Below are 19,788 nucleotides of genomic sequence, written 5' to 3' on the forward strand. Positions count from 1 at the left end.
GGTGCGGTGACGGGCCTCCGGGGCCGGTTGTGTGGACTGCTGACGCTTTACGTCCACACAACCGGCCCCTCCGGCCCGTCCCCTCCCGTTGGGGGGTGGGAATGCGGTGGGTGGGGGTGGGCGTTGGGGCTGCAAGGGGTTTTGGGGACCCGTAGGGGACGGTCGAACAGATCCCGTAAGGGTCGCGAGTGCCCCTTGCGGGCCTCAACTCGACGGGCGGGGAAGGTATTCCCGACACCCACCCCACCCCACCCCACGACGCGAGAGTCCACCGGGCATGCACCCGGAACGACGACGCTCACCCCCACCGGCCTTCCAACCCCCCACCAACGGGAGGGGACAGACCGGAGGACGAAGTCTGTAGGGCTGTCACCGCACCCAAAACACCACGCCCGCCGCCAGGCGCAACGGCGAGCAGCAACCGCGGCGGGAAAGCCAGCTACGTACGCGGCGCCGCAAAGCGGCAAAGGCGAGCAACGAGCACGGCGCTGCAGCCGAGTACGTGGGCGGCGCCGCAAAGCGCGCAACGGCGAGCAAGCCCCGCGGCGGGACGGCCAGGTACGTGGGCGGCGCCGCAAAGCGCGCAACGGAGAGCAACAACCACGGTGGGACGGCCAAGTACGTGGGAGGGAGTTGGCAATGCGAGGGGTCATATACGACGGGGAGCAGCCGCGGGTTGTGGGGGATCTGGTGGTGCGGGAGCCGGGGCCGGGGGAGGTGTTGGTGGGGATCCGGGCGGCGGGGTTGTGTCACAGCGATCTTTCGGTGGTCGACGGCACGATTCCGTTTCCGGTGCCGGTCGTGCTGGGGCACGAGGGCGCGGGCGTGGTGGAGGCGGTGGGCGCTGGCGTCGGCCATGTGGCGCCCGGTGACCACGTGGCGCTGTCGACGCTGGCCAACTGCGGGGTGTGCGCGGAGTGCGACCGGGGGCGGCCGACGATGTGCCGCAAGGCGATCGGGATGCCCGGGAGGCCGTTCCGGCGGGGCGGTGCGGAGCTGTTCCAGTTCGCGTCGAACTCGGCCTTCGCGGAGCGTACGGTCGTCAAGGCGGTGCAGGCGGTGAAGATCGACGCGGACATTCCGCTGCCGTCGGCCGCGCTGATCGGGTGCGGGGTGCTGACCGGGGTGGGCGCGGTGCTCAACCGCGCGAAGGTCGACCGCGGGGAATCGGTCGTGGTGATCGGGGCGGGCGGGATCGGGCTCAACGTGCTCCAGGGGGCGCGGCTCGCGGGCGCGTCGGTGATCGTGGCGGTGGACGCCAATCCGGCGAAGGAGGCCGTGGCGCGGCAGTTCGGCGCCACCCACTTCGTCGACGCCTCGGCCGCGGCGGACGCCGTCAAGGCGGTGAAGGAGATCCTGCCGACCGGTGCCGACCACGCCTTCGAGTGCGTGGGCAGTACCCGGCTGATCCGGCAGGCGATCGACCTGCTGGACCGGCACGGCCAGGCGGTGCTGCTCGGGGTGCCGCCGGCCGGTGCGGAGGCGGCGTTCCCGGTCTCGTCGATGTACCTGGACAAGTCGATCCTCGGCTGCCGCTACGGTTCGTCCCGCCCGCAGCGGGACATCGCGCTGTACGCCCGGCTGTACCGCGAAGGGCGGCTGCTGCTCGACGAGTTGGTGACCCGGACGTACCCGGTGGAGGACTTCGCGAAGGCGGCGGACGACGCGCATCACGGGCGGGTGGCGCGGGCGGTGCTGACGTTCGGGTAGGGGGCGGGGCGGCCAGGGTTGGGAGGGGTGCCGTTCCGGCTTCGGGGTGGCCTTCGGCCGGCGCGGGTGGTGGCCCGATCCTGATGAAGCCTGGCCCCCCGGCCACTCGTTTCGTACGGAGGCGGGAACGAAGCTTCTGGGGTGCCCCAGACGCCCCCGACGCCCCAGACACCCGAACTCCGCCCGCCCGCGGCGGACGACCGTACGGCCGCTCCCGTCGCCGCCGAGGCCGAGCCGAGGCGGCGCCCGCACCGTGCCTGGTCGGTCGCCGCCGTCACCTTCCTCACGATCATCGGCGCGGCCGGTTTCGCGTCGCTTCCCGGCCTGCTCATCGATCCGCTGCACGCCGAGTTCCACTGGTCCCGCGGCACCATCGGCTTCGCGGTGTCGGTGAACCTCGCGCTGTACGGGCTGACCGCGCCGTTCGCCGCCGCCCTGATGGACCGGTTCGGTATCCGGTGGGTGGTCGCGGTCGCCCTGACCGTCATCGCGGTCGGCGCCGGGCTGACCGTCTTCATGACGGCCGCCTGGCAACTGGTGCTCCTCTGGGGCGTGTTGGTGGGGCTGGGCAGCGGCTCGATGGCGCTGGCCTTCGCGGCCACGGTCACCAACCGCTGGTTCACCGCGCGGCGCGGGCTGGTCACCGGCATCCTCACCGCGGCCGGCGCCTCCGGCCAGCTGGTCTTCCTGCCCGTACTGTCCTGGATCGTCGACCGGCACGACTGGCGGCCGGCCGCGGTGACCGTCGCGCTGGCCGCGCTCGCCGTGGTCCCGCTGGTGTGGCTGCTGCTGCGTGACCACCCGGCGGACGTCGGTCTGGCGCCCTACGGGGCGGACGCGTTCGTGCCCAAGCCGCCGCCGCAGCGGGGCGCGGCCCGGCGCGCGGTGCGGGCGCTGGTCTCGGCGGCCCGGACGGGACCGTTCTGGCTGCTGGCCGGCACCTTCGCGATCTGCGGCGCCACGACCAACGGCCTGGTCAAGACGCACTTCGTGCCCGCGGCGCACGACCACGGCATGCCGATGACGGCGGCCGCCTCACTGCTCGCGGTGATCGGCGTCTTCGACATCGCCGGAACGATCGCCTCCGGCTGGTTCACCGACCGCTTCAACACCCGCCGGCTGCTGGCCGTCTACTACGGTCTGCGCGGTCTGTCGCTGATGTTCCTGCCGCTGCTGCTCGCCGACACCGTCCATCCGCCGATGGTCTTCTTCATCGTCTTCTACGGCCTGGACTGGGTGGCGACGGTCCCGCCGACCATCGCGCTGTGCCGTGAGCACTACGGCGAGGACGGCGCCATCGTCTTCGGCTGGGTCCTGGCCGCCCATCAGGTGGGCGCCGCCCTGATCGCCTTCCTGGGGGGCCTGGCGCGCGACGCCTTCGGTACGTACAACCCGGTCTGGTACGCCTCGGGCGCGCTGTGCGCCCTGGCGGCCCTGATGGCCCTGGTCATCCGCGAGCGGCGTACGGGGGCGGCCCAGGGGCAGCCGGCCGCTGTGTGAGCCGCCCCGGTGGCGGGGCGTCCGGCCGGCCGGTGCATGATCCCCGTGGGACGAGCAATGAGCAACGGGGGACGGGGGACGGGGGACGGACATGACAGTGGAGGCCGGGGACGAGGCCGGGGCCGGGGCGGCCGCCGGGCAGTTCCGCGACGTCTGGAGCGGGCGGGCCGTTCTGGTGTCGATGGCGGCGCTGCTGGCAGAGGCGATGTGCGTGACGGCCGGGGTCGTGCTGTACGGCTTCACCCAGGAGGGGCCGGTCGGCAATGTGTTCCTGGCCGCCTTCGTGCTTCCGGTCGCGCTGGTGCTCGGCGCGCTCCCCGGTCTCGTACTGACGGTCACCCTGGTGCTGCCCACGCTGACGCTGGGGCGTCTGGCGGCCCGTTGGGGAGGGTGGCAGGGGCGGGCGACGTGGTGGTGCACGGCGGCCGCCGCCCCCTTCTCGGCGGCCGGTGCGACGCTCGCCTACGGGGCGTGCGGTGCGCTCCTCACCGGCTCCGTGGCGCCGCCGCTGGTCTACCTGGTGTGCTGGCCGGCGCTCACTGCGGCCGCCGTACCGGCCGCCCTGCTGGCCGCGGTCGCCGCCCGGGGCACCGGGACCCGGCGCACCGTGCGGCTGACCGTCACGGTCGCGAGCAGCGGGCTCCTGACCGCCCTCGCGGTGGGGGTGCTGGGCGTCGCCGCCCTGGCAACCGGACTGTTGCCGGCGTACGAGCCCCCGAAGCCGACACGCGCCGGGCTCGTCGGGGTCTGGCGGGACGGCCGCGGCGGCACCCTGGAGCTGCGCGCCGACGGAACGGCGACGGCCCGGGGGCTGAGCAAGCCGGGCGACCACTGCGGCGGCGTCGGCAGATGGGAGCTGGACCGCTTCACGGCGGACGAGCGGTTGGAGGTGGAGGTGGACGGCGACTGCCGGGGGCAGTGGTTCATGGGCGGTACCCAGGAGCGCCCCACCCTCTACTACTTCCTGGGCGACCCGGACGAGTGGCACCGGCATGTCCTGGCCCGGCAGGGCGGCCGGTCCTGAAGCGCGGCGGTGCGGATGCGGCGGCGGGTGGATGCGGTGGTGGCGCGGATGCGGTGGTGGTGCTGAAGTGCCCACCCCGGGGGCGTCGGCCCACGGTGTGCGGCCCGACCGCACCGGCCGGGCTCAGGGGCTGAAGTGGCCGAAGGCGCCCCGGTGGAAGAGGAGGGGACCGGTTTCGGCGGCCGCCGGGTCCGTGCCGAGGGCCTCGACGCGGCCGACGACGATGAGGTGGTCGCCTCCGGTGTGCACGGCCTGGATGGTGCAGTCGATCCAGGCGGGGACGTCGGCCAGCCTCGGTGAGCCGGTCGCCGGCGCGGGCCCGTAGGAGACGCCGGCGAACTTGTCGCCACCACTGACCGCGAACCCCCGGCACAGCTCGCCCTGTGCCGCCCCGAGGACGTTGACGCAGAACACCCCGGCCCGCGCGATCCGTGGCCAGGTCGTCGACGTACGCGCCACCATGAACGTCACCAGCGGCGGGTCGAGCGAGAGGGACGCGAAGGACTGGCAGGCAAAACCGGCCGGGCCCGGGTCGCCCGGTGCCGTGACGACGGTGACGCCGCTGGCGAAGTGGCTCAGGACGGAACGGAAGGCGGCCGGATCGAGGGGGGCGCGCTCGCCCTCCCGTACGGCGCGCAGGGCGGGCCGCGGGAGCGGTGCGGCAGGAGTGGCGGGCGCGGCGGCCGTGGTCGGCGCGCCGACCGAGCGGAGGTACCGCACGGCAGTGGCCGCCATCCCCGCGTGCCCCATCATCGCTTCATCCGCATCGGCCCCATCGGCCTCATCAGATCCATCGGTCCCGTTGATGCTGCCAGCCTCGTTAGTCCCGTCGGTCCCGTCAGTCCCGTCATGGCGTCCGCCCTGTGATGTCTTGTTCTGCCTGGCCGCCCATTGAATCTGATGCTCCGTCAGATGTGAAGCCATGCGGGCGGGCGGCCACCCGCACGTGTGGTTTGGCGGCGTACGCGGCGATCTTCGGCGGAATGGGGGGAGATTGGGGGAGGGATTCCTGATTGTGTGCCGCCCACGCGGGTAGCGTCCACGTCGGCCGCGTCCGTAGCCGAACACGGGGGAGAGTTCCGGTACATGGCCGAGGCAACACCGTCACCACCACCGTCGTCGTCAGCACCGCCGTCCGCCGCGTCAGCCAGCTTCGACGAGGTCTTCTGCGGCCTGCTGCCCCGCCTCTACCGCAGGGCGGTGATGCTGGCCGGTTCGAGACAGTCCGCGGAGGATGTGGTGCACGAGGCGTACCTCAAGCTCGCCGCCCGTCCGCAGCGCTTCCTCGCCCACCCCGAGCCGTACGCCTATGCCTTCACCGCGGTCCTCAACGTCGCACGCGACGCCTACCGCAAGGACCGCCGCCAGGTCCTCGTGGACGGCCTGGAGGGCGTCGAGGAGGCCGGTGCGGGCGGCGGAGCGGGAGCGGGCCCCGGCGCCCAACCGGGCGGCTGGGACAGCGGGGTGGCGCGGCGGCACGCCGAGCTCGAAGCGGTGCGCCTGCTGGGGCGGCTGTCGCACCGGCAGGCCGGCATCGTCATCCTGGTCGACCTCGACGGCTACACGCTCGATCAGGCCGCCAAGATCATGAAGGTGCATCGCGGTACGGCCGCCCGCCATCGGGCCCGCGCGCTGGACAGGCTGCGCGCGTACCTCGTTGAATCGGAGCACGGGCAGGCCGGGAGGTGAGCGGCACGGTGGGCGTGGGGCGACGCCACGACGGCGAGGTCGGCGAGGTCGGCGGCACCGGTGGTGCGGGCGGTGGCGGCCGGCCGTTCGGCGGCGGGGGCCGGGGCGACGACTCCGGCGGCTCGGGCGGCTCCGGGGACTCCGGCGGCTCCGGCGGTGACGTCGAGGCGCTGCTGCGTGCCCGGCTGCGGCGCGCGGACGAGCAGATCGAGACACCGCCCGGCCTGTGGGAGCGCGTCCGCCGGCCGGTCAACGAGCAGGCGCCGAAGGCGGGTTCACCGCGCAGGTGGCCGTACGCCTCCGCACTGACCCCGAGGCGGCCGTACGCGATCGCCTGCGCGGTGGCGGTGGCGGTGGCCGCGGTGGCGCTGGGGGTGTGGTGGCTGGTGCGGCCCGGGTCCGTCACGCCGCAGCCGGCGGGACCGCCCCCGACGGTGAAGATCACGGTCTACAACAGCGAGCGCGCCTGCCGTACGGGCCGCTCCCTGGAGTGCGCGCTGCGGCTCGCCAAGGACCCGTACGCCGCGTACGCCGCGCGCGACAACTCCGCGGGCCGGGTCTGGCACGGCGACGGGCTGGCCGCGCGCTGTGTCGTCACCGACGGGCGGATGGTCCGCGACGAGGCGGGCATCACCTCCACCCGCTGGTACCTGGTGACCAACGGGCAGGGCGCGCGCGGTTGGCTGCCGGGGGTGCGGACGCGGAACACCCATGAGGTGCCGGTGTGCCCGGAGGACGTGAAGTAGCGGACCGGCATAACGGGCGGACGCAACGGGCGGCGCGCCGGCCGGCGGGGCGCGGTCAGCGGCCCCGGTACGTCGGGCTGCGGCGCTCCACGAAGGCGGCGACGCCTTCCTGGGCGTCCGCCGTCGACATGGTGATCTCCTGGGCGGTGGCCTCGGCGGCGAAGGCCGCGGCCCGGTCGGTCTCGAACGACGCGTTCACCAGCTGCTTGGTCAGCGACAGGGCGCGGGTCGGGCCGGCCGCCAGCCGCTCGGCCCACTCCCGGGCGGTCTTCGCCAGTTCGCCGTCGGGGACGACCCGGTTGACCAGCCCGAGCCGCTCGGCCTCCGCGGCCGGCACCGCGTCACCGAAGAACATCAGCTCCTTCGCCCGCTGCGGGCCGATCAGCCGGGGCAGGAGGTAGGCGCCGCCGCCGTCCGGTACGAGGCCGCGGCGGGCGAACACCTCGATGAAGCGGGCCGATTCGGCGGCCAGTACGAGATCGCAGGCGAACGCGAGATGGGCGCCGAGTCCGGCGGCGGTGCCGTTGACCGCGGCGATGACCGGCTTCTCGCAGTCCAGGACGGCGGCGATGAACCGCTGGGCGCCGCGCCGGATCATCCGCGCCACATCGCCGGAAGTCCGTTCCGCTCCGGCTCGTTCCGCTCCGGCTCGTTCCGCTCCGGCTCGTTCCGCTCCGGCCCGGTCACCGGAGCCCGTGCCGCCGCGCAGGTCGGCGCCGGCGCAGAAGCCCTTGCCGGTCGCGGTGATCACCACGGCCCGTACGTCCGGGTCGGCCGACGCGTCCGCGAGCAGGCCGATGAGGCGTTCGCGCTGGTCCCAGGTGACGGCGTTCAGTGTGTCCGGGCGGTTGAGGGTGATCCACGAGACGCCGTTGTCAGTGGCGTGCAGTACCAATGAATCAAGCGCCTCGACGGGTGGGGTGGAGGCTGCGGAATCGGCGGAATCGGCGGAACGGCCGGATGAGGACGACGGGGAGAGCGGGGAAGGTTCGGAGGTTGTCATGGGGGAGCGGCTCCTAAGGGTGCGGTCGCGGGTGTGGCGGCACCTGGGATCGTGGTGGCGGCTGCGGCGGTGGGTCCGGTTGTGGAGGGGGTGGTCGAGGTCAGTGGCAGACGGCGAGCGCGTCGAGGGCCACCGCGCCCTGCCCGCGCTCCAGGACCACCAGCGGGTTGATGTCCAGCTCGGCGAGTGCGCCGTCCAGTTCCAGGGCCATCCGCTGGACCCGGAGGACGACCTCGATCAGCGCGTCGACGTCCACGGGCGGCCCGCCGCGTACGCCCTCCAGGAGGGCGCGGCCGCGGAGTTCGGCGAGCATCGCGCGCGCCTGGTCCTCGCCGAAGGGCGGTACCCCCACCGCGACGTCCCGCAGGACCTCGACGAGCACCCCGCCCAGCCCCACGGTCACGGTCGGCCCGAAGAGACGGTCGGGGGTGACCCCGACGACCATCTCGACGCCCCGCTCGATCATCTGGCAGACGAGCACGCCGTCCAGCGGGACGTCCTCGTAGCGGGCGATGTCGGTGAGCTCGCGGTAGGCGTCCCTGACCTGGCTGGCCGAGGTCAGCCCGACCTTGACCAGTCCGAGCTCGGTCTTGTGCGCCAGCTGGGCCCCGGACGCCTTCATGACCACGGGGTAGCCGACCAGGCTCGCCGCCCGTACGGCCGCCGCCGCGCTGGTCACCAGCTGTTCGCGGGGGACCCGGATGCCGTAGGCGCGCAGCAGCTGCTTGGCCGCGTGCTCGCTGAGCTGCTGGCCCGGGCGCAGCAGTGCCTGCACCTTGCGGACGGACGGGGACGCCGCGCGGGGGGCGTCGTCGAAGGGCGAGCGGTAGCCGGCCGTGAAGCGGTGGTGGTCGAGATAGGCGCGTACGGCGGTGATGCAGTTGCCGAAGGTGCGGAAGGTCGCCACGCGCGAGGAGCCGAGCAGCGTGCTGCGGTAGGCGTCCTCCGTACCGACCGGCGAGCCCCACACCACGCACACGAGCTTGTCGGTCTGCTCCGCCGCGTCCACCAGGTCCTGGGCGAGCTTGTCGCTCATCGGCGGGAAGGGGCCGGTGATCGGGCAGATCAGCACGCCGACGGCGGGGTCGGCCAGGATCGCGTCGATGATCTTGCGGCCGCGCCAGTCGCCGACGGGGTGCCCGCCGTTGTCGATCGGGTTGGCGACGGAGAGGTAGTCCGGTATCCACCGGTGCAGTTCGGCCTGCTTGGCGGTGTCCAGGGTGGGCAGCCGCAGCCCGGCGGCGGTCGCCAGATCGGCGAAGTGGGCGCCGGTGCCCCCGGAGATCGAATAGACCGCGATGCCCTCGGCGGTGGGCTTCCTGGCCCGGGCGAGCAGCGCCGCGGTGTCCTGCAGCTCGTCGAGCCCGTCCACCCGGATCACGCCGAACTGGCGCATCGCGGCGTCCACGACCTCGTCCGCGCCGGTGAGCTTGCCGGTGTGCGAGGCGGCCGTACGGGCGCCGGTCTCGGTGCGTCCCACCTTGACGGCGACGACGGGGACCTGGTGGCGGGCCGCGCGGTCGGCCGCGAGCAGAAAGCTGCGGCCGTCCTTGAGCCCTTCCACATATGCCGCGATGGCCCCGACCTCGGGGCGGGTGGCGAAGTAGGAGAGGAAGTCGGCGGTCTCCAGATCGGCCTCGTTGCCGGTGGGGGCCCAGTGGGAAAGGCGGATGCCCAGTTCCTGGAGGGTGAAGACGGGGCGGCCCTGGTGGCCCGACTGTGTGATCAGGGCGATGGCCGGGCCGTCGAGATCGTCCCGGAACTTCTCGAAGGCGTTGAGGTTGGTGTTGGGCCCGAGCAGCCGCAGCCCGGAGCGTGCCACGGCCTCGGCCAGCCGGGCCTGGGCGGCCGCGCCCTCCTCCCCGGTCTCGGCGAATCCGGAGGCGAACGCCACCGCGAACTTCACCTTCACCGCGGCCAGTTGCTCGATGACCGGAAGGGGGTCGCTGACGAGCAGCACGGCGAGGTCGACGGTCTCGGGGAGGTCGGCGACGGCGGCGTGGCAGGGCAGCCCGAAGACCCGGGTGCGGCCGGGGTTCACGGGGTGCAGCCGGGCGCCGACGCGCTCGGCCCAGGCGATGAGCTGGCGGGTGATGCCGGTGTTGGGGCGGCCCTCGCTGTCCGAGGCGCCGATCACGGCCACCGACTCCGGCCGGAAGAACCGGTCGAGGTCGGGCACCGGGGCGTACAGCGGCCGGCCGCTGACGTCCCGCTCGACCGCCTCGCCGGAGCCCCGGCCGCCGTGGCTGCCCCGGCCGTTCGGTCCGCCGCTGCCGGCGTGCGGTTCGGTCATTCCGTGGACGGTGTGTGGTGGTTGCTCCCCACAGGCCACGACGCGGGCCGGCCGGGAGTGAGTGGTGAGGGTGCCGTGAGTCGATCCAAGCATCGCAGTCGCCCGCTCCTGTGTGACGGCTCTCATTGGCTCGTTAGCTGACGCATAGTCAGATTACTGAACTGACGTCATGTCAGGAATGGGGCGGATGTGAGAAGTGGGTGAGCGGTGTTCCGTCCGTGGCGGGATGAGGTGACGTGGTGTGGTGGCGAGGCGGTGCGGGGGCGAGGTGGGCGGGGCGGGTGGTCCTGCGGTGGGCTGCGCCCTCTTGCGGCATCCGTCGCGCTGAGCTGAACTGACGTACCGTCAGGGAAAGGCGGGTGGAGCCGGTGGAGCCGGTGGGGGGTGGTGGTCCGGTGAATGACGGAAGAGCGGCGGGGCGAGAGGCGGCAGCAGGCAGGGAAGCAGGTGGTGAGCCAGGCAGGGAGGCGGGCAGGGATGCAGGCGGGGAGGCGGTAGAAGGCGGGAAGGGGGCGGTGCGCGGCGCCGTGAGGAGTGTCGCGCGGGCGGATCTGCCGGAGGTGGATGCCTTCAGCCGGCCGTACTGGGCGGCGGCGGGCGAGGGGCGGTTGCTGCTGCGGCGTTGCCGGGCCGAGGGGTGTGGACGGGCGCATCACTACCCGCGCGAGTTCTGCCCGTACTGCTGGAGCGAGGACGTCGACTGGGAGCCGGCCGCCGGTCGCGGCACGCTCTACACCTGGTCCGTCGTGCACCGCAACGACCTCCCGCCCTTCGGGGACCGGGTGCCGTACGTCGCGGCGGTGGTCGATCTCGCCGAGGGGCCCCGGATGATGACCGAGATCGTCGGCTGCCCGGAGGCGGAGTTGCGGATCGGCATGCCCGTGTTCGTGGACTTCCGGCGCGCGGCAGCCGCATCGACGCCCCGGGCGGCCGATGAGGACGCGGACGGCCCGGAGTTCGCCGTGCCCGTGTTCCGGCCCGCGGGGAATTCGGTGGCGGGGTGAGACGGCCGGTTGCGATCCTGGCGGGATGCTGATCCGTGAGGCGACCGGGGCCGACTGGCCCGCCATCTGGCCGTTCTTCCGCACCATCGTCGCCGCCGGCGAGACGTACACCTATCCGCGCGACCTCGACGAGGCGACCGGGCGCGAGATGTGGCTGTTGACGCCGCCCGGCCGTACGGTCGTCGCGGTGGACGACGCCGGGACGGTGCTCGGCAGCGCGAAGATGAACCCCAACCACATGGGCGGCGGCTCGCACATCGCCAGTGCCAGCTTCATGGTCGACCCGCGGTGCGCCGGCCGCGGCGTCGGGCGGGCCCTGGGCGAACACGTCCTGGCCTGGGCCCGCGCCGAGGGCTACCGCGCCATGCAGTTCAACGCCGTGGTGGAGACCAACACCCGCGCCGTCGCCCTCTGGCAGTCCCTGGGCTTCACGATCATGACGACGCTGCCGGAGGGCTTCCAGCACCCCACCAAGGGGTACGTGGGGCTGCACATCATGTACCAGCAGCTCTAGCCGGCCCGCGTCACGTCCCACTATGCCGCCGGCTCACGTCACGTCACGCCGTGCCGCCGGGCCGTGTCGGGCCAGCACACCACCCCGCCGGGCCGTGCCCCGTGGTGTCGCGCCATGGCCCGACACGGCTACGGCCAGAGCAGCTCCAGCTGCCAGCCTCCGGTTCCCCCTCGCCCGCTGCGCCGGTAGTTGAGGCGTACGTGGCGGCGCCGGGCGTCTCCCTGGAAGAACTCGACCTCGTCGGGCTCCAGGACGTACAGCGTCCAGCTGGCCACCGGAGCCTCCGGTTCGCGCCGGGCGCGCTCCCACGCGGCCTCGGAGGCGCGCGCCAGTTCCTCGACCGAACCCAGTACCTCGCTCTGCCGGCCGACCAGTGCCGCGGCCAGCGCCCCGGTCGAACGGCGGTGCAGATCGGCCGCGCTCTCCTCCGGTCCCGCCTCGGTCACCGCCCCGCCGACCCGTACCTGCCGGCCCACCGCAGGCCAGTAGAAATCGAGTGCCGCCCGGGGCCGTGCGGCCAGTTCGCGGCCCTTGCGGCTGCCGCGGTGCGAGCCGAAGTGCCAGCCCCGCTCGTCCGCGTCGTGCAGCATCACGGTCCGTACGGAGGGGTTGCCGGCCGCGTCCGCCGTGGCCAGCGCCATGGTGTGCGGCTCCGGCTGGCCGGCCTCGGCGGCCTCCCGCAGCCACTGCCGGAACAACGGCAGCGGTTCGGCCGGCGCCGCCTCCGGATCGAACGACGGCAGCTCGACGTCCCAGACCCGCAGTCCGCGCAGCAGCTGCCGGAACGCCTGGCCCGCGGCGTCCGTGGTGGGGGCGGTGTCCCCGCCCCCGTCGGCGCCGGAGGTGGCGGTGTCATGGTGCGGGGAACCGGCCGGGTGATCGCTCATGCCGGGCAGCGTACTCAGGCGGCGTACGGGGCCGCCGCTGCCGTTGCCGCCGCCGGAGCGCCGTAGTCCTTGAGCGTGATCGCCCGGGCGCCCCGCTGGACGTCCTCCGCGATCTTCTTCGTCACGGCGTCCTTCCAGGGCATGTGCGGCAGCATCCGCAGCATCAGGTGCCGGAGCCGGATCCCCCACCGGCTGTCCACGGTCATGTCCCGCGCGAACTTGCGGGCAATCTCATGATTGACCGCGACATAGCCGCGCATCTCCTCCTCGTAACGGGCGAACGCCACCTCCGGTGCGCCGCCCGCCGCCGCGAGCTCGCCGGCCAGTACGTACGCACCGACCAGCGCCATCCCCGTGCCCTGCCCCGATGCCGGTGAGGGGCAGTGCGCGGCGTCGCCGAGGAGTACCACCCGTCCGCGGGACCAGCGGTCCATCTCGATCAGGTGCAGCCCGTCGAAGTAGAGGTCCCGGGCCGAGCGGGCCGCTGCCAGCATTCGCGAGGTCCGCCAGCCGACTCCGGCGAACGCGGTGTCCAGCAGGGCCAGTTGCTGCGCCCGGTCCCGGTGGTCGTAGCGCAGCCGGGGCGAGCGGAAGACGAGCAGGCCCTTGGCCGCCGGGTCTCCGGCCGAGCTGTACGCGCAGACCAGGCGGCCGGGCTCGGCGTAGTACAACTCCTCGCGGTCCAGGCCGAGTTCGTTCGGCATGGAGAACGCCGAGATGTACGCACCGAGGTGCCGCAGGAACTGCTCCTCCGGGCCGAAGGTCAGCCGGCGGACGGTCGAGTGCAGCCCGTCGGCACCGACGACGAGATCGAAGCGGCGGGGCGCGCCCCGCTCGAAGGTCACGTCGACGCCGTTGCCGTCGGCGGTCGGGGTGAGGGAGGCGATCGAGTCGCCGAAGACGTACTCGACGTCCGCGCGGGTGCGTTCGTACAGGATGCGGGCCAGGTCACCGCGCATGATCTCGTCGTCCCGGCCGGTCCGGGCGCCGAAGATCGCGGCGGGGAGGGTGGCGACGCGCGTGCCGTCGGCCTTCACGTAGGCGCCGTTCTGCATGTCCGTACTGGCGCGCTGGATGTCCTCCAGGATCCCCATCCGGTCGGCGACCTCGACCGACGCGCCGCGGAGGTCGACCTTGTAGCCGCCGGTCCGCAGTGCGGGCGCGCGCTCGACGACGGTCACGGAGAAGCCGTAGCGGTGCAGCCAGAGGGCGAGCGCCGGGCCGGCGATGCTCGCGCCGGAGATCAGGACGGTCCTGGGCATGACGGGATTCCCTTCAGGAGCGGTGCGCTGGCGGGTGGTTGGGCCGGTGAGGACCCGATGCCTCGACTATACGAGCGTCTTAAACGTTTGTCTATGACGGATGTATAGATAGGCGTCCGGGACGGCTTTCGGCCGGGCTTCCGGCCCGGCCTCCGGCGCTCGGGAAAATGCTTCGACCGGTGCGGCCGGGGGGCATTACGCTCCCGGCATGCGCTTCCTCCAGATCTACGGCTGACGCGGTGTCGGGCGGTCCACCCGCCCCACGGCTTCTCCCTGCCCTCTTGCGGCCCTCTTGCCGTAGCTCTGTGAAGAAGGAAGTCTCAAATGCCGCGTACTACCCATATCGCCATGGTCGGCACGCCCATGGTCAGTCATGTCCTGCCCAGCCTGGAGATCATCCGTGAGCTGGTGGCCCGCGGTCATCGCGTCACGTACGCCAACACCGACCACGCCGCCGAGCTGATCGCCCCCACGGGCGCCACGCTCGTCCGCCACACCTCCACCCTGCCGGTCGCCGACAACGCCTGGCCCGCGGATCCGGTCGCCGCGGCCTCGCTCTTCCTCGACGACGCGATCGCCGTACTGCCGCAGTTGCGCGCCGTCTACGACGACGACCCCGCCGACCTCTACCTCTACGACGTCGGGGCGTACGCCGGCCGTGCACTGGCCGAGGCGCAGGGCCGGGACGTCGTCCAGCTGTCACCGACCTTCGTGGGCTGGGAGGGTGCCCAGGAGGAGATCGGGGCGGCGTTCGACGGGCTGGAGGGGGCCGAGGCGTACCAGGCCCGGTTCGCCGACTGGCTGGCGCGGTGCGGGGCGGTCACCACGGACTTCGCCGAGTTCTCCGGCCGGCCGCGCCGGGCGCTGGCGACGATCCCGCGAGCGATGCAGCCGCACGCGGACCGGGTGGACGACGCCGCGGTGACCTTCGTCGGGCCGTGCCTGGGCTCCCGTGCGGAGCAGGGCGGCTGGGTCCGGCCGGCCGGCGCGGAGAAGGTGCTGCTGGTGTCGCTGGGTTCGGCGTTCACTCGGCAGCCGGAGTTCTACCGCCGCTGTGTGGCGGCGTTCGGGGATCTGCCGGGGTGGCACGTGGTGCTGCAGATCGGTAAGTACGTCGATCCGGCCGAACTGGGCCCGGAGGTGCCGGCGAACGTCGAAGTGCGGTCCTGGGTACCGCAGTTGGCGATCCTGGAGCAGGCGGACGCGTTCGTGACGCACGCCGGGATGGGCGGCAGCAGCGAGGGGCTGTACGCCGGTGTGCCGATGATCGCGGTGCCGCAGGGCGCCGAGCAGTTCATGAACGCCGACCGGCTGGTCGAACTGGGCGTGGCCCGCCGGATCGACACCGCGGACGCCACCCCCGAGGCGTTGCGTACGGCCCTGCGGGAGCTGACCACCGATCCGCGGGTGGCGGCCCGCTCGGCCGCGCTGCGGGCGGAGTCCCGCGCCGAGGGCGGCACCCGCCGGGCCGCGGACCTGATCGAGGAGCGGCTGGCGGTCTGACGCGGCGGGGGCGGGGTGGGACGGTCCGAAGGCCGAGCCCTGGCCCCGCCCCCCGCCGCCGTTCCCGCGCTAGTCCCGCCCCAGTACCACCGTCCCCGACGAGCAGAACCAGCCGCCGGTGCCGGAGGCGACCGCGAGGCGTGGGAGGGTGCCGTCGGGGCGGTGGACCTGGCGGTCCGGGCCGGCCTCGCCGCGGAGCTGGCGTACCGCCTCGACCAGCAGGAACAGCCCGCGCATCCCGGGGTGGCAGGCGGCCAGGCCACCGCCGTCGGTGTTCACCGGCAGCGCGCCGTCCCGCAGCAGCCGCCCCTTCTCGACGAACGCGCCGCCCTCCCCCTTGGCGCAGAAGCCCAGGTCCTCCAGCGTCACCAGGGTCATGTACGTGAAGGCGTCATAGATCTGCGCGAGATCGATCTCGGACGGCCGGACGCCCGCCCGCTCGAAGGCCAGCCGCCCCGAGACCGCCGCCGGCGAGACCGTGAAGTCGTCCCAGTCGGACATGGTGGTGTGCGAGACCGCGGTGCCGGAACCGAGCACCCACACCGGGGGTTTGGCCAGGTCGGGGACGTGGTCCTCGGCGACCAGCAGGACCGCGCAGCCGCCGTCGGAACGGATGCAGCAGTGCAGTTTGGTGAACGGGTCGGCGATCATCGGGCCGGCCAGTACGTCGTCGACGGTGATCGGGTCGCGGTACAGGGCGTCCGGGTTGGCCGCCGCGTTGGCCCGCGCCTGCACGGCTATCTGGGCCAGCTGTTCCGCCGTCGTGCCGTACTGGTGCATATGGCGGCGGGCGGCCATGGCGTACTTGGCGACCAGGGTGTGCCCGTAGGGGACCTCGAACTGGAGCGGGCCCCGGGCGCCGAACGAGAGGTTGGCGGTGCGGCGCCCGGCCTTGAGGTCGGCGCGGGCGGTGGAGCCGTAGACGAGGAGGACCGCCTCGGCGTGGCCCGCGGCGATCGCGTCGGCGGCGTGCGCGGCCATCACCTCCCAGGTGGCGCCGCCCACCGACGTCGAGTCCACCCAGGTGGGGCGCAGTCCCAGGTACTCGGCGACCTCGACGGGCGCGAGGGTGCCCAGACCGGCCGAGGCGAAGCCGTCGATCACCGAGCGGTCCAGTCCGCTGTCGGCGAGCGCCCGGCGGGCGGCCTGGGCGTGCAGCGCGTACGGGGTGGCCTCGTCCACCCGGCCGCAGTCGGACAGGGCGATCCCGGCGACGGCCACCTTGCGGGTCCCGGAGCGAGGGCCGGAAGCTGGTGAAGGCATGAATCTGACGGTACATCAGATTCGGATGGTTGCGGCAGGGGTCGTCCGGCCGGGCTCCCGGCCGGGCCCGCTCGGCCCGCCCGCCTTCCCGCCTCGGGAATCGTGCCGCCCGTCTCTGGGAAACTGCGCCCCCGCTCCCTACTATGACGGGCCGTCAGATCGCGTTGGCGCACGCCTGCCGGACCCGGCGGGCGTGGTCGTACGGCCGGGAGGAGCCCGCCGATGGATGCCGCGTTCACCGAGGAGCAGCACACGATCCGCCGCACGCTGGGCGCACTGCTGGACAAACGCTGCGGCCCGGACGAGGTCAAGGCGGCGGTGCGTACCCCATCCGGCTACGACGAGGAGCTGTGGCGGGAGCTGGCCGGCCGGCTCCACCTGTCCGGCCTGGCCCTGCCCACCGTGTACGGCGGGGCCGGCCGGGGGCCCACCGAACTCGCCCTGGCCTGCGCGGAGACCGGCCGCACCGTCCTGCCCTCGCCGCTGATCGCCACCGCCGCGCTGGCCGCCCCGTTGATCCTCGCGCTGGGCAGCGAGCGGCAGCGCGCCGCACTGCTGCCGGCCCTCGCCTCCGGTGAACTGACCGGCACGCTGGCGGTGCCGGGCGGCCGGCTCCCCACCGCGCTGGCGCTGACCGGGCCGAACGACGGTGACTGGGCGGGCGGCGGCCGGGCCGGCGGTATCCAGGCGCACAAGGAGGAGGGCGGTACCGGCTGGCGGCTGTACGGGGAGGCCGGGCAGGTGCTGAACGGGCACACCGCCGAGGTGCTGGTGGTGGCCGCGCACACCGGCGGGTTCGCGCGCAGCAGCACCCGGCTCTTCCTGGTCCGGTCGGCCGGGGCGGCCGGGGCGGACGGGCTGCGGCGGACCCGGCAGGCCGTGCTGGACGAGACCCGGCCGCAGGCCCGGCTCGAACTGCGGGACGTACCGGCCGAGTTGCTGGGCGACGAGGGCGGCGGGGCGGCGTCCGCGGTCGGCGCGGCACTGGCCGCGACCGGCGTGACGGCGGCCGCGGCGCTGGCCGTCGAGGCGGTCGGGGCGGCCGGTGCGGCGCTGGCCGGTACCGTCGCCCACGTCGGGGAGCGCGAGCGGTTCGGCCGGCCGGTCGGGTCCTGCCAGGCGGTGCGGCACCAGCTCGCCGACCTCTACGTGACGCTGCAGGCGGCCCGCTCGGCGGCGTACCACGCGGCCTGGACGGCGGGCCGCGGGCCCCTCGCGGCGGACGGGTCCTCCGGGGCGTACGGGAGCGGGCCCGGAGTGACCGGCCGGGCCGGTGAGCGGGGGGTGGCGGCGCTGGCCCTGGCACAGGCGCTGGAGGCGCTGCGCGCGGTGGCGGCCGAGGCGGTGCAGTTGCCCGGCGGGATCGGCTTCAGCTGGGAACGCGCGGCGCATCTGTACTTCACGCGCGCGGCCGGCGACGAGCTGCTGCTGGGCCCGGCGCACCGGCTGCGGGCCCGGGCGGCCGAGGAGGCGGGCCTGTGCGCGGGGGCGGGGCGCGGTGCGGGCCGTACGGCGGGTCTGCCGGCGGGGGTGGACGCCTGATGCCGGGGAGCAGCCCCGAACCGTCGACGACGGGGGAGGAGCGGCTGGTGCGGCGGCTGGTGCAGAAGGTCTCCGCGACCCGGACGTTCGCCCGGATCGCCCCGCACGTCGTCCCGGCCCTGGACGGTCTCGTGCACCGGCTGACCGGGGGCAAGGTGCTGCTCAGCGCCCGGATGCTGCCCGGGCTGGTCCTGACGGCGACCGGCGCCCGGAGCGGACAGCCGCGGCGGACACCGCTGGCCTGCCTGCCGGAGGAGAACGGCAGCTGGCTGCTGATCGGCAGCAACTTCGGCCGCCCGGGCCATCCCGCCTGGACCGGAAACCTTCTCAAGTACCCTGAGGCGACGGTGAGTTGGCGCGGTGAGGAGATCGCCGTACGGGCCCGGCTGCTGCGTGGGGCGGAGCGGGCGCGGGCGTGGCGGGCGGCGCTGGCGTTCTGGCCGCCGTACGCCGCGTATCAGCAGCGGGTGGAGCGGGAGATCCGGCTGTTCCGGCTGGAGCGACGCAGATCGGTGCACGAGGTGTTCCCTCGGGTGCTCGGGCCGGAGGGTGCGCGTTCCGCGTCCACATGCACACAGCGGGTGCTTCGGCGCCCCTGGGAGGGGCGGCCGGCACCCGCTGTGTGTGCGGTACAGCTATGGCAGGACGGATACAGGACCGACGGCGGAACGGGCCCGGATGCAACGGGTCTTGGAGGCGCGGCGCTTCTCGGGCCGCTTCCTCGGAGGACTGCCGGTTGCCGGGTTCCCGGCCTTCCGGCTCGGGTGGCCTCGTTCGGGTTACTGGCTGGGCCTATGGGTTCGGATGGCTTGCTCGGCTCACCTGGTCGGCTTCTTGCCGGTGATGCCGAAATGCACCAGCAGCGCCAGGTTGGGCTTGAGCTCGGTCTGCTTCACGCCCCAGCTCTGGAAGCCCTTCTGGTGACTGGCGACCGCCGCGAGCATCGCGACGATCGAGCCGGCCATGGCTGCCGGGCTGACGTCCTTGTCGACCTTGTTCTTGCTCTGGAGCTCCTGGATGGAGTCGGTGAGCGAGTTGGTGACGGCGTTGAGGATCTTCATGCGGATCTTGTAGAACCGCTTGTCGCCCTCGGCGGCACCCAGGTCGACGACGCGCAGAATCGCATCGTTCTTGCGCCAGAAGGAGAGGAAGCCGTCGACCAGCTCCTCCGCCGCCTGCCAGCCGGACTTGCCCACCCAGGAGCGTTCGGCGACAAGATCGGTCAGAGTGGCGCCTTCTTTGGCCATCTCCTCGGCGATTTCAAGGACGGCACCTTCGACGTCCGGGAAGTACTGATAGAACGTAGCGGGCGAAGTCCCCGCTTTTCGGGCCACATCGATGACCTTGACGTCCCGGTAGGGGGACGAACTGAGCATTTCACTGAGGCAGTCGAGAAGCTTTTGCCGCGTCGCCTGTCCGCGGCGGCCGGCCACTCTGCCGTCGACGGTTCGTACTTGTCCTGTCATGCCGTCAGCTTACCGAGGGGTGATCGGAGCGCGATTTGGCTGCCTGCAAATGGGGATGCGGGAGTTCGGCCTGCGCGGCCCCTGTTACCGCACCGGTGGCGAACCCGCTCGTGGTCCTGGCGCGCGGAGCGCGGCTTGGTCCGAACCGGTGAATGCTCTTATCAACAGCCTGTGGACAACTTCGGTGGATAAGCGGTCACGCTCCGTGCAGAAATTGCCGGATGTCGGCCGGAATTCTGAATTCCCTTCGCCCGATACGCACGAACCGGTACTAGCGTGGACATATAGCTGCTGCGGTGGCCCGCAACGACGGCCCGGGGGGAAAGCCGTGCGAAGAATGGATGGACGCTTTGCTTCCGGACCACTGTTCGTCGTGCAGGAT

The 19,788-nt window shown here is 73.2% G+C and carries 16 protein-coding genes and 1 pseudogene; 10 read left to right on the forward strand and 7 right to left on the reverse strand.

What is annotated here, in order from left to right; translation table 11 throughout:
• The first annotated feature begins 639 nt into the window (after positions 1-639).
• From ACGF4C_RS38115 to ACGF4C_RS38125, 3 genes are all read left to right on the forward strand, one after another.
• Positions 640-1,710 carry a Zn-dependent alcohol dehydrogenase gene (locus ACGF4C_RS38115; RefSeq protein ID WP_393573054.1) on the forward strand — a complete coding sequence of 357 codons (1,071 nt, stop codon included), beginning with the start codon at positions 640-642 and terminating at the stop codon, positions 1,708-1,710.
• 141 nt (positions 1,711-1,851) lie between these two features.
• The gene (locus tag ACGF4C_RS38120) at positions 1,852-3,210 is read left to right on the forward strand and encodes an MFS transporter (RefSeq protein WP_393573056.1); all 1,359 of its coding nucleotides are present in this window, start codon (positions 1,852-1,854) and stop codon (positions 3,208-3,210) included.
• A 91-nt stretch (positions 3,211-3,301) separates the two neighbouring features.
• Complete coding sequence (locus tag ACGF4C_RS38125; RefSeq protein ID WP_393573058.1) at positions 3,302-4,234, forward strand: hypothetical protein; 933 nt, start codon at positions 3,302-3,304, stop codon at positions 4,232-4,234.
• A gap of 123 nt (positions 4,235-4,357) precedes the next feature.
• On the opposite strand, the gene ACGF4C_RS38130 is transcribed toward ACGF4C_RS38125, so the two are convergent.
• Positions 4,358-4,969: a flavin reductase family protein gene (locus ACGF4C_RS38130; protein ID WP_393573060.1), complete on the reverse strand. Its 612-nt coding sequence runs from the start codon at positions 4,967-4,969 to the stop codon at positions 4,358-4,360.
• Positions 4,970-5,320: 351 nt separating this feature from the next.
• On the opposite strand from ACGF4C_RS38130, the gene ACGF4C_RS38135 reads away from it, so the two are divergent.
• Positions 5,321-5,923, forward strand: coding sequence for an RNA polymerase sigma factor (locus ACGF4C_RS38135; RefSeq protein ID WP_393573062.1), 603 nt, complete (start codon positions 5,321-5,323; stop codon positions 5,921-5,923).
• Positions 5,920-6,669 carry a hypothetical protein gene (locus tag ACGF4C_RS38140; protein WP_393573064.1) on the forward strand — a complete coding sequence of 250 codons (750 nt, stop codon included), beginning with the start codon at positions 5,920-5,922 and terminating at the stop codon, positions 6,667-6,669. Before ACGF4C_RS38135 ends, ACGF4C_RS38140 begins: the two co-directional genes overlap by 4 nt.
• A 55-nt stretch (positions 6,670-6,724) precedes the next feature.
• Here the strand turns inward: ACGF4C_RS38140 and ACGF4C_RS38145 are convergent, their stop codons facing one another.
• Both ACGF4C_RS38145 and ACGF4C_RS38150 read right to left on the reverse strand, forming a co-directional pair.
• Positions 6,725-7,672 carry an enoyl-CoA hydratase/isomerase family protein gene (locus ACGF4C_RS38145; RefSeq protein ID WP_393573066.1) on the reverse strand — a complete coding sequence of 316 codons (948 nt, stop codon included), beginning with the start codon at positions 7,670-7,672 and terminating at the stop codon, positions 6,725-6,727.
• Positions 7,673-7,772: 100 nt separating this feature from the next.
• Positions 7,773-10,058, reverse strand: coding sequence for an acetate--CoA ligase family protein (locus tag ACGF4C_RS38150; RefSeq protein ID WP_393573068.1), 2,286 nt, complete (start codon positions 10,056-10,058; stop codon positions 7,773-7,775).
• Positions 10,059-10,492: 434 nt separating this feature from the next.
• Here ACGF4C_RS38150 and ACGF4C_RS38155 point away from each other — a divergent pair, with 434 nt between their 5' ends.
• Both ACGF4C_RS38155 and ACGF4C_RS38160 read left to right on the forward strand, forming a co-directional pair.
• Positions 10,493-10,969, forward strand: coding sequence for a Zn-ribbon domain-containing OB-fold protein (locus tag ACGF4C_RS38155; RefSeq protein ID WP_393573070.1), 477 nt, complete (start codon positions 10,493-10,495; stop codon positions 10,967-10,969).
• 25 nt (positions 10,970-10,994) lie between these two features.
• Positions 10,995-11,483 carry a GNAT family N-acetyltransferase gene (locus tag ACGF4C_RS38160; protein WP_393573072.1) on the forward strand — a complete coding sequence of 163 codons (489 nt, stop codon included), beginning with the start codon at positions 10,995-10,997 and terminating at the stop codon, positions 11,481-11,483.
• A gap of 128 nt (positions 11,484-11,611) precedes the next feature.
• Here the strand turns inward: ACGF4C_RS38160 and ACGF4C_RS38165 are convergent, their stop codons facing one another.
• Both ACGF4C_RS38165 and ACGF4C_RS38170 read right to left on the reverse strand, forming a co-directional pair.
• A complete protein-coding gene (locus tag ACGF4C_RS38165; RefSeq protein ID WP_393573074.1) occupies positions 11,612-12,370 on the reverse strand; it encodes a pyridoxal 5'-phosphate synthase in 759 nt (252 codons plus the stop codon).
• Positions 12,371-12,384: 14 nt separating this feature from the next.
• Positions 12,385-13,632, reverse strand: a complete 1,248-nt coding sequence (locus tag ACGF4C_RS38170; RefSeq protein ID WP_393573076.1) for an FAD-dependent monooxygenase — start codon at positions 13,630-13,632, stop codon at positions 12,385-12,387.
• Between the two features lie 324 nt (positions 13,633-13,956).
• Between ACGF4C_RS38170 and ACGF4C_RS38175 the strand changes: the two genes are divergently transcribed.
• Entirely contained in the window at positions 13,957-15,135 is a 1,179-nt protein-coding gene (locus ACGF4C_RS38175) for a macrolide family glycosyltransferase (RefSeq protein WP_393573078.1), read from the forward strand.
• A 69-nt stretch (positions 15,136-15,204) separates the two neighbouring features.
• Here ACGF4C_RS38175 and ACGF4C_RS38180 read toward each other — a convergent pair whose 3' ends face one another.
• Positions 15,205-16,398 carry an acetyl-CoA acetyltransferase gene (locus ACGF4C_RS38180; RefSeq protein WP_393573080.1) on the reverse strand — a complete coding sequence of 398 codons (1,194 nt, stop codon included), beginning with the start codon at positions 16,396-16,398 and terminating at the stop codon, positions 15,205-15,207.
• Between the two features lie 222 nt (positions 16,399-16,620).
• Here ACGF4C_RS38180 and ACGF4C_RS38185 point away from each other — a divergent pair, with 222 nt between their 5' ends.
• Entirely contained in the window at positions 16,621-17,940 is a 1,320-nt protein-coding gene (locus ACGF4C_RS38185) for an acyl-CoA dehydrogenase family protein (RefSeq protein ID WP_393573082.1), read from the forward strand.
• Positions 17,940-18,446, forward strand: a pseudogene (locus ACGF4C_RS38190) (nitroreductase family deazaflavin-dependent oxidoreductase); the annotation flags it as partial. The gene ACGF4C_RS38185 and the pseudogene ACGF4C_RS38190, both read left to right, overlap by 1 nt.
• Before the next feature lie 312 nt (positions 18,447-18,758).
• Here the strand turns inward: ACGF4C_RS38190 and ACGF4C_RS38195 are convergent.
• Positions 18,759-19,406, reverse strand: a complete 648-nt coding sequence (locus ACGF4C_RS38195) for a TetR family transcriptional regulator (protein WP_362149379.1) — start codon at positions 19,404-19,406, stop codon at positions 18,759-18,761.
• Positions 19,407-19,788: the final 382 nt, after the last annotated feature.

The sequence above is a fragment of the Streptomyces sp. NPDC048197 genome, assembly GCF_043202395.1.
In the GTDB taxonomy this organism is placed as follows: Bacteria; Actinomycetota; Actinomycetes; order Streptomycetales; family Streptomycetaceae; genus Streptomyces; species Streptomyces siderophoricus.